Below are 366 nucleotides of genomic sequence, written 5' to 3'. Positions count from 1 at the left end.
ATATTATTAACCGTGAGATTGGCTATGAGCGTGTCTTTAACTGCCAGTCCTGCGAAAACCTTTGCCCGATTCAGGTGTTAAACGTAAACAATCACAAATATATGTTCGGCGGACGCTGTAACAAATACACAAATATGCGTAAACAGGTAAAAGACGTGCCTGTGTTTGATTATGTCGAAAAACGGCAAAAAATGTTATTTGAAGAATTTGCCGCTCCCGTAAACGGCGAGCAAAAATTCAAACGTGATTTTGTTGTCGGCATCCCTCGTGCTTTCTCCGTGCATACCCTCTATCCGCTTTACAGTTGGTTCTTCCATGAATTGGGAATTAAAACATTCCTTTCTACAGAAGTAGCCCATGCAGGAG

The 366-nt window shown here is 41.8% G+C and carries 1 protein-coding gene; it reads left to right on the top strand.

The window, feature by feature from the left end; translation table 11 throughout:
- Positions 1 to 366, top strand: a 366-nt coding sequence (locus ACYVTD_RS18020) for a hypothetical protein (protein WP_461248983.1), incomplete at both ends; no start/stop codon positions are given.

The sequence above is a fragment of the Treponema sp. R6D11 genome (assembly GCF_054786075.1).
This window is presented reverse-complemented; position numbering and strand designations above follow the sequence as displayed.